Annotated in this window: 8 protein-coding genes and 1 tRNA gene; 1 reads left to right on the top strand and 8 read right to left on the bottom strand. The window is 70.4% G+C overall.

The window, feature by feature from the left end; all coding sequences use genetic code 11:
* Positions 1-190: 190 nt before the first annotated feature.
* The 4 genes from GKQ77_RS20725 to GKQ77_RS20740 all read right to left on the bottom strand — a co-directional run bounded on the left by GKQ77_RS20725 (position 191) and on the right by GKQ77_RS20740 (position 4,891).
* Positions 191-1,600, bottom strand: coding sequence for a GH1 family beta-glucosidase (locus GKQ77_RS20725; protein WP_219690420.1), 1,410 nt, complete (start codon positions 1,598-1,600; stop codon positions 191-193).
* Between the two features lie 113 nt (positions 1,601-1,713).
* Positions 1,714-2,571 (bottom strand): carbohydrate ABC transporter permease, encoded by an 858-nt coding sequence (locus GKQ77_RS20730; RefSeq protein WP_258021655.1) that lies wholly within the window; start codon positions 2,569-2,571, stop codon positions 1,714-1,716.
* Complete coding sequence (locus GKQ77_RS20735; protein WP_219690421.1) at positions 2,568-3,575, bottom strand: carbohydrate ABC transporter permease; 1,008 nt, start codon at positions 3,573-3,575, stop codon at positions 2,568-2,570. Before GKQ77_RS20735 ends, GKQ77_RS20730 begins: the two co-directional genes overlap by 4 nt.
* A gap of 5 nt (positions 3,576-3,580) precedes the next feature.
* Positions 3,581-4,891 carry an ABC transporter substrate-binding protein gene (locus tag GKQ77_RS20740; protein WP_219690422.1) on the bottom strand — a complete coding sequence of 437 codons (1,311 nt, stop codon included), beginning with the start codon at positions 4,889-4,891 and terminating at the stop codon, positions 3,581-3,583.
* Between the two features lie 309 nt (positions 4,892-5,200).
* Here GKQ77_RS20740 and GKQ77_RS20745 point away from each other — a divergent pair, with 309 nt between their 5' ends.
* Positions 5,201-6,256, top strand: a complete 1,056-nt coding sequence (locus GKQ77_RS20745) for a LacI family DNA-binding transcriptional regulator (protein ID WP_219690423.1) — start codon at positions 5,201-5,203, stop codon at positions 6,254-6,256.
* A gap of 78 nt (positions 6,257-6,334) precedes the next feature.
* Here GKQ77_RS20745 and GKQ77_RS20750 read toward each other — a convergent pair.
* The 4 genes from GKQ77_RS20750 to GKQ77_RS20765 all read right to left on the bottom strand — a co-directional run.
* Positions 6,335-6,407, bottom strand: a tRNA-His gene (locus GKQ77_RS20750).
* 111 nt (positions 6,408-6,518) lie between these two features.
* On the bottom strand, positions 6,519-7,121 hold the full coding sequence (orn, locus tag GKQ77_RS20755) for an oligoribonuclease (RefSeq protein ID WP_219690424.1): 603 nt from the start codon (positions 7,119-7,121) through the stop codon (positions 6,519-6,521).
* Between the two features lie 10 nt (positions 7,122-7,131).
* Entirely contained in the window at positions 7,132-8,358 is a 1,227-nt protein-coding gene (locus GKQ77_RS20760; RefSeq protein WP_219690425.1) for a helix-turn-helix domain-containing protein, read from the bottom strand.
* A gap of 414 nt (positions 8,359-8,772) precedes the next feature.
* A partial coding sequence (locus GKQ77_RS20765) for a hypothetical protein (RefSeq protein ID WP_372459938.1) occupies positions 8,773-9,106 on the bottom strand: 334 nt, incomplete at its 5' end.

Genomic DNA, 9,106 nt, shown 5'->3' on the forward strand with positions numbered 1-9,106 from the left:
GGGCGTAGTTGTCTGCGGGTGCGTGGGGGCTGGCCGCGCAGTTCCCCGCGCCCCTGAAGGGGCGCTCAGCTCGGCCCCCTAAGGGGCGCGAGGAACTGCGCGAGCAACCCCCACCGGGCCGCGGGGAACTCGCGAGCAACCCCCACCGGGCCGCGGGGAACTCGCGATCAACCCCCACCGGGCCGCGGTGTCACTCGGCGGCGGGCAGCGACCCCGTCCTGGCGACCGCCGCATACCACTCCGCGCTGGACTTCGGAGTCCGGACCTGCGTCTCGTAGTCCACGTACACCGCCCCGAACCGCTTGCTATAGCCGTACGCCCACTCGAAGTTGTCCAGGAGCGACCACAGGTAGTACCCGCGGACATCCGCGCCGTCGGCGAGGGCACGGCGGACCGCGGCCAGATGGCCGTGGAGGTAGGCGATCCGCTCCGGGTCATGGACGCGGCCCTCCGCGTCGGGCTTGTCGTCGTAGGCCGCGCCGTTCTCCGTCACGTACAGCGGAAGCCCCGGCGCCTCCCGCGTGTACCGCATGATCAGCTCGTGCAGCCCCGTCGGATCGATGGTCCAGCCCATGTCCGTGCACTCGCCCGGCGTCTGGTGGAAGGTGACGTCCTCGGCGCCGGGCCAGGGGGAGTGATCGCTCGCGCCGTGCCCGTCGGCGCGTGAACTTCCGCCTGCGGGGGCCGCCGACACCAACGAGGGCGTGTAGTAGTTGAGCCCCAGCGCGTCCAGCGGCTGCTGGATCGCGGCCAGATCGCCCTCGCGGACACAGGACCAGTCGGTGACGCGGGCCGTGTCCGCCAGCAGGTCGGCAGGGTATGCCCCGTGGAGCATCGGCCCGTGGAAGACGCCGTTGGCGAGGTTGTCGATGCGCCGCCGCGCGTCCACGTCCCCCGGCGCCTGCGAAAGCGCCCTGACCACCGCTGAGTTGAGGCTCACCGCGACCCGCGCCCGGGCCGGCAGCGCGGCCCGCAGCGCCTGGGTGCCGAGGCCGTGCGCGAGGTTGAGGTGGTGCGCCGCCTGAAGGGCGGCCGCGGGATCGGTGCGGCCGGGGGCGTGCACCCCGGAGCCGTAGCCGAGGAAGGCGCTGCACCACGGTTCGTTGAGCGTGATCCAGGACTCCACCCGGTCGCCCAGCGCCTCGGCGACGAGACCGGCGTACTCGGCGAAGCGGTACGCGGTCTCCCGCGCGGGCCAGCCGCCCGCGTCCTCGAGCTCCTGGGGCAGGTCCCAGTGGTAGAGGGTCAGGGCGGGCTCGATGCCCCGGGCGAGCAGTTCGTCGACCAGGCGGCGGTAGAAGTCCAGGCCGCGCTGGACGGCGGGGCCGCGCCCGGTGGGCTGCACCCGCGGCCAGGAGACGGAGAACCGGTAGGCGCCAAGGCCAAGCTCCGCCATGAGCGCCACGTCGTCGCGGTACCGGTGATAGTGCTCGACGGCCACGTCACCGGTGTCGCCGCCGACCGTGCGGCCCGGCGTATGACTGAAGGTGTCCCAGATCGACGGGGTGCGGCCGTCCTCACGCACGGCGCCCTCGATCTGGTACGCGGAGGTGGCCGCACCCCAGAGGAAACCGGCCGGAAAGGTAAGCGGTTCAAGCATGGAAGCGCTCCCATGAGAAGGAGGAAGGGGGAGAAGAAGTACCGCAGAAAGAGGGGGGAGCGCCGGGGCACCCGGAGCCACGCCGCACCCGGAGTCACGCCGCTCCCGGAGGCTCAGCCCTTGACCGCCCCCTGCATGATCCCGCTCACGATCTGCTTGCCGAACAGGATGAACGCCAGGAGCAGCGGCAACGTACCGAGCAGCGCGCCCGCCATGATCACCGCCCGGTCGGGGATGTACCCCGTGCCGAGGGAGTTGAGCGCCACCTGCACCGTGGGGTTCGACTGGTTCAGGGCGATGATCGGCCACAGGAAGTCGTTCCAGGCCATGACGAACGTCAGCAGCCCGAGCACGGCCATCGCGGGCCGCGCCGCCGGGAACACCACGTGCCAGATGATCCGCAGACTGCTCGCCCCGTCCATCCGCGCCGCCTCGATCAGCTCGCTGGGCAGGGCCTGGACCAAGTACTGCCGCATGAAGAAGACCCCGAAGGCGCTGACGAACGTCGGCAGGATCACGGCCTGGAGCTGGTTGGTCCACTGGAGGTCGGCGACCCACAGATACAGCGGTACGACGCTCAGCTGGGGCGGCACCATCATCGTGCCGATCGTCAGTATCAGCAGCGCCCCGCTGAACCTGAACTTCAGCTTGGCGAAGGCGAATCCGGCGATCGTGGAGAACAGGACCGTGCCGATGGTGATGCTGCCCGCCACGATCGTGGTGTTCAGCATCGCGTCGCCGAGGCTCGCCTCCCGCCACGCCCGTTCGAGGTTCTTGAAGAGGTTCCCGCCGAACCACAGAGGCGGCGGGGTCTGGGCGAGCCGCCCGCTGGTGCGCGAGGCCGCGACGGCCGTCCAGATCAGCGGCGCCAGCGAGATGGCCGTGAACAGCGCGAGGACGGCGTACGTGAGCGGCCCCGCGTGCATCGTGCGGCCGGCCTTCGGGCCCATGGTGCGGGCGCGGGACTTCATCGGTCCTTCCTCAGGCGTCGGGCGATCAGCAGATTGACCGCGGCGATGAGCAGCAGGATCAGGAGCATCAGCCAGGCGACGGCCGAGGCCCGGCCCAGATGGCCGTTGATCCAGCCCTGGTCGTACAGGTAGAGGCCGAGCGTCTGGAACTGGTGGTCGGCGCCGCCCTTGGACCCGGCAGTGCCGCCGAACAGCAGCGGCTCGCCGAAGAGCTGGGTCGCGCCGATCGTGGAGACGACCACCGTGAACAGGATCGTCGGCCGCAGCATCGGAATCGTCACGTGCCGGAACTGCTGCCAGCGCGAGGCGCCGTCCAGCGCGGCCGACTCGTACAGGTCGTGCGGCACGGCCTGCATCGCCGCCAGGTAGATGAGCGCGTTGTAGCCGGTCCACCGCCAGATGACGATCGACGACACGGCGAACTGCGAACCCCACGAGGACTCACGCCAGTTGACCGGGTCGAAGCCGACCGACCCGATCAGCCAGTTGACCATGCCGCCGTCCCAGGCGAAGAGCAGGGTGAAGACCAGCGAGGCGCTTGCCACCGAGGTGGCGTACGGGGCGAGCATCGCCACCCGCCACAGGGTGGAGCCGCGCAGCTTGTAGTTGAGCAGATGCGCGATGCCGAGCGCCATGGCCAGCTGGGGGACGGTGGAGATGACGCCGATGGTGAAGGTGTTGCCGAGCGCGTTCCAGAAGTAGTCGCTGCCCAGCAGGTTGGTGTAGTTCTCCAGGCCGAGCCAGGTGCTGTCGTCGAGGTTGGTCAGCTCAAGGCGGTGCAGCGACGCCCAGCCGGTGTAGAGCAGCGGGAAGAGGCCGAAGGCGCCGAAGAAGAGGAAGAAGGGCGCGACGAAGACGTAGGGCGACGCCTTGATGTCCCAGCGGTACAGGCGGCTGCGCCACGCGGACGTCGTGGGGGAGGACGGGCGGCCCTCCGACGCGGCCGGGGCCGCTCCCCCCTGCACGGGGGGCGCGGTCTCGGCGTACTCAGTCGTCTCGGACATGGGCGTCACTGTCCCAGAACATCCTTGATCTCCTTCTGGGCCGCATCCCAGCCCTCCTCGGGAGACTTGCCCTGCTGCTCCACCTGGAGCACACCGATGTCGGTGATGGACTGGCCGATCTGGGCGTCCTTGACGCCGTAGACGGCCGCGGGGGTGTTCTTCGCGATGTCGGCGAAGATCTCCGTGATGGGGGCGTCACTGAAGTACGCCTTGGTGGCGGGCGACGGCTTCAGCTTGTCGTAGACCGCCGGGGTGGACGGGAAGCTGGCCTGCTTGGCGAAGATCTTCGCGAGCTGCTCGGGCCGCGTCAGCCAGACGGCCAGCTCGGTCGCCTCCTTCTTGTGCTTGCCCGCGCTCGGCACCCCGAGGAAGGTCCCGCCCCAGTTGCCGTCCGTGGGCGCCTTGGCCATGTCCCACTTGCCCTTGCCGCCCGGGCCCGTCTTCTCCTGGATGTAACCGGCCATCCAGGCGGGGCAGGCCACCGTGGCGAACTTGCCGTTGGCGAAGCCCTGGTCCCACGTCGGGTCGAACTGTTTGAGCTTGGCGGACATGTCGCCCCGCGCGACCTTCATCGCCGCGTCCCAGGCGTCCTTGCGGCCCTGGCTCTTCTCGTAGATCTCCTCGCCGTCCTTGTCGTAGTAGCGCTCGGTGGCGCCCGCGAAGACGGCGTTGTAGACGCTGGCGGCGGAGTCGACGAACTTGGTGCCCTTCGGTGCCTTCTCCATGTACTTCTCGCCCATCGCGACGTACTTGTCCCAGTCGCCGGCCCACTCCTTTGCCAGCTCCTCGCGGTCGGTGGGCAGGCCCGCCTTCTCGAAGAGGTCCTTGCGGTAGCAGAGCGCGGTCGGACCGATGTCGACCCCGAGACCGACCGTCTTGCCGTCCTCGGTCGTGGCCTGCTTCCACTTCCAGTCGAGATACGCCGACTTCTCGACGCCCTCGGCCTTGCTCAGGTCCTCGAACTTGGCGCCCTGGGTCTGCACGACCTCCGTGATGTTGCTGACCTCGATCGCCGCCACGTCGTTGACCCCGGCGCCGGACTGGAGCTGGGTGAGGAGCTTCGGGTAATAGGCGTCGTTCCGCTCGATGACGTTCTCTTTGATCCTGATGTTCGGGTGGGCCTTCTCGTACTCCTCGTAGAGGCCCGCCTGCTTGAGGCCCAGCACACCGAACGTGCCCACATTGAGCGTGATCTTGCCGTCGCCGTCCGCCGACCCCTCGTCGTCGCTGGAACAAGCGGCCAGCAGACTCGCGGCCAGCGCGGTCACGGCCGTATAGGCCACCAGTCGGCGGGACCGGCCGGAACTCCTGTGCATGACGTCCTCCTCTTGCCTGACGTGCCGACCCCCCGGCCAACTGCTCTGCTGGGCCCGTTGGTTCACTCTGCGGCTCGGGCGGGGAACGTGCGGGATGTGTACGGGTCAGGTACTGTGGGAGCGCTCCCACGTGTGATGAGTTGAAGACTCGTGGCTGGGGGCGGGGGTGTCAAGGGACCGGACAGAGAGTTACGTCTTCGGTTATCGGGCCGTTACGGGTCGCCCGTGCCTGTGCCCCCGCCCGCTCCGGCGGCGCGTGAAGATCCGGCTGTTACATTCCTCGCCGGGGGAAGCGACGGGAGGCGGACAATGGCAGCTCACGCAGCGCGCGGCCGCAGTGGCGGACGGCCCACTCTGGAGGAGGTCGCCGCGCGGGCGGGAGTGGGCCGGGGGACGGTCTCCCGCGTGATCAACGGCTCGCCCCGGGTGAGCGCGGCGACCCGCACGGCCGTCGAGGCCGCCGTCGCCGAGCTGGGATACGTCCCGAACACGGCGGCCCGCGCCCTGGCCGCCAACCGCACGGACGCGATCGCCCTGGTCGTGCCCGAGCCGGAGACCCGCTTCTTCGCCGAGCCCTACTTCTCCGACGTGCTGCGCGGGGTGGGCGCCCAGCTCAGCGAGACCGAGATGCAGCTGCTGCTGATCTTCGCCGGCAACGACCAGCGGCGGCAGCGCCTCGCCCAGTACCTCGCGGCCCACCGCGTCGACGGCGTCCTGCTGGTCTCGGTGCACGCCGACGACCCGCTGCCGGATCTGCTGACCCAGCTGGAGATCCCCGCGGTGATCAGCGGCCGCCGCTCCGCCGAGGAGGCGCTGCCCTCGGTCGACTCCGACAACTTCGCCGGGGCGTGCTCGGCCGTCGACCACCTTCTGGCCCGCGGCCGCACCTCCATAGCCACCATCACCGGCCGCCTCGATGTGTACGGGGCCCAGCGCCGCCTCGACGGCTACCGGACGGCCCTGGAAGGCGCGGGCCGCACGGTGGACGAGCGGCTGATCGCGCAGGGCGACTTCACCGAGGAGGGCGGGCGCCGCGCGATGCGGGAGCTGCTGGCGGTCCGCCCCGAGGTGGACGCGGTCTTCGCGGGCTCGGACGTGATGGCGGCGGGCGCCCGGCAGGCGCTGCGGGAGGCCGGGCGCCGGATACCCGACGACGTGGCGCTCGTCGGCTTCGACGACTCGGCGATCGCGCGCCACATGGATCCGCCGCTCACCAGCGTGCGCCAGCCGATCGAGGAGATGGGCCGGGCGATGATCGACCTGCTGCTCGCGGAGATCGCGGACGGCCGCCCGGCCGCCGCCCGGCGCCTTGAGCGGCGCCAGCTGGTGCTCCCGACGGAACTGGTCGAGCGGGACTCTTCCTGAGCCCGACTTCTCGTAGGTCACGGAACACGTGAACACGGAAAGGGCCCCGGTTCTCTCGAACCGAGGCCCTTTCTTCAGGGTGAGTGACGGGACTTGAACCCGCGGCCACCTGGACCACAACCAGGTGCTCTACCAACTGAGCTACACCCACCATGTCCGGTCGTTCTGCGTTCTTCCGACCGGCCGAGAAAAAGTGTACAGGGTCCGAAGGGGTGCTCGCGCACACGTTTTCCGGACCCCGTACAGAAGAGGCGAGCGGAGGCTACTCCGCAGGCAGGACATGCTTGGCGGCGATCGACTTGGCGGTGTCGGAGTCCGGTCCCGGCTGCGGGACGAAGACCGCCTCGCGGTAGTACCGCAGCTCGGCGATGGACTCGCGGATGTCGGCGAGCGCGCGGTGGTTGCCGCTCTTGGCCGGGCTGTTGAAGTACGCCCGCGGGTACCAGCGCCGCGCCAGCTCCTTGATGGAGGAGACGTCGACGATCCGGTAGTGGAGGTACTCCTCCAGGGTCGCCATGTCGCGCAGCAGGAAGCCGCGGTCGGTGCCGACCGAGTTTCCGCACAGCGGAGCCTTCCGCGGCTCCTTGACGTGCTCACGTACGTACGCCAGGACCTGCTCCTCGGCGTCGGCCAGCGTGGTGCCGCCGGCCAGTTCGTCGAGGAGTCCCGAGGCGGTGTGCATCGCGCGCACCACCTCGGGCATGGTCTCCAGCGCCGCGTCCGGCGGGCGGATCACGATGTCCACACCTTCGCCGAGCACGTTCAGTTCCGAGTCGGTGACCAGTGCGGCCACCTCGATAAGTGCGTCGTCCGTCAACGAGAGCCCGGTCATCTCGCAGTCGATCCACACCATGCGATCGTTCATGCGTCTTACCCTACGGCGCGCTCCTCTGGCCGGGCAGAGGCGGACGGCCCGCGTACGCGTCCGAGTGCAGCTTGCCCGGCTCGGTGGGCATGGAGGCCGAGGGGCCGAGCGCGCTGGCCGCCGCCGTGCGCCGGGTCTGGGTCGGCACCGGACCCGCCTCCACCAGCGCGGGCATGGCGTGTGAGGAGGCCGGGGCGGACTCCAGCGTGCGCTCGCCCTGGGGCCTGCGAGCGCGGTACGCGGCACGGTAGGCGGCGGGGGACGAGCCCAGCTGGCGCCGGAAGTGTCCCCGCAGCGCGACCGGCGAGCGGAAGCCGCAGCGGCCCGCCACCTCGTCCACGGAGTAGTCGGACGTCTCGAGCAGCCGTTGCGCCTGGAGCACCCGCTGGGTGATCAGCCACTGCAGGGGAGCGCTCCCGGTGAGCGAGCGGAACCTGCGGTCGAAGGTCCGCCTGCTCATGTAGGCGCGCGCGGCCAGGGTCTCCACGTCGAACTGCTCGTGGAGGTGTTCGAGTGCCCAGGCGACGACCTCGGCGAGCGGGTCGGCGCCGATCTCCTCGGGTAAAGACCTGTCGAGATAGCGCTCCTGACCGCCGGCCCGGCGCGGCGGCACCACGAGCCTGCGGGCGAGCGCGCCCGCCGCCTCGTTGCCGTGGTCCGTGCGCACGATGTGCAGACAGAGGTCGATTCCGGCCGCGGTGCCGGCGCTCGTCAGGACGTCCCCGTCGTCGACGAACAGCTCGCGCGGGTCCACGTGCACGGACGGATAGCGCTTGGCGAGCGTCGGCGCGTACATCCAGTGGGTGGTCGCGGGCCTGCCGTCGAGCAGTCCCGCGGCGGCGAGCACGAACGCGCCGGTGCAGAGCCCGACGATGCGGGCGCCCTCCTCGTGCGCGCGGCGCAGCGCGTCGAGTGCTTCCGGCGGCGGCGGAGACGTGATCGACCGCCAGGCCGGTACGACGACGGTGCCCGCCCGGCCGATGGCCTCCAGGCCGTGCGGCGCGGTGAGTTCGAGCCCGCCGGTGGTCCGCAGCGGGCCGTCCTCGCCGGCGCACACGAGCAGCCGGTAGCGGGGGACACCCGCGTCCTGCCGGTCGATGCCGAAGACGGAGAGCGGTATGGAACTCTCGAAGATGGGGCCACCGCTGAAGAGCAGCACCGCTACGATCTCCCGGCGGCGGCGGCCGGAGAGCTTCCGGGCCGTGGTCTCCGGCGCGGCAGTGGAGTCGTGGCTCATGGTGCTAAACCCCCCTCGGTCGTAGCGGCTCCCCGTTCCTGATGTGCTTGACGTGCCTGACGTGCTTGCTGGGCCTGTCGCTCCTGCACGTTTCCCCTCGGTCCTCCACCAGTCCCCCGCCGTAATACAGTCAAGATCGAATCTACTGTGTCCCGTGCTGCCGGGGTGACCAGTTCAGCACCCGGCAGATTGTCGACATGGCAACTTGGCGTGAAGCATTCGATCACGAAGCGTTGCACTCGTGGGCCGTGCAGGGAAGTGCGCCTCGGCTCCGTGGCCGGTCCCCGTAGGGTGCGCACGCCTTCGGAGCACCTTTCAGCCCTGTTCGGACGGGGGTTGGGGGCCCGTTCGGCCAAGGAATGCCCGACTCCCGGAAGTTGGCTGAAAAGCTACGGGAGCGTGTGTGCGAATCGGTCAGTCGACCGGCGCACTCTCGGTGCTGTGCCGCAGGCCCCGGTGTGCCCCCGTGCCCGTTCTGCCGTGCCGTCCGCGGTGCCCGTTGTTCTCCTCCGCGCGCAGTCGCGCGGCCCCCCGCTCGGACTGGCGCAGGAGCACCCGGCAGACCCCGGTGACGGCCGCGAGACCGAGCGCCGCGCCGCCCGCGCCCGCCAGGGAGATCCCGTACCCCACAAGGACGACCGGAACCAGCACGCAGCTGAACACCGCCCAGCGGACCACATCGCTCACCGAGTCCTGCGGGGGTGTCCGCCGGGCCTCCCGGGCGCGCGGGCCGGGGGCCGGGCGGCGC

The organism is Streptomyces anatolicus, from assembly GCF_019400875.1.
Classification (GTDB): domain Bacteria; phylum Actinomycetota; class Actinomycetes; order Streptomycetales; family Streptomycetaceae; genus Streptomyces; species Streptomyces anatolicus.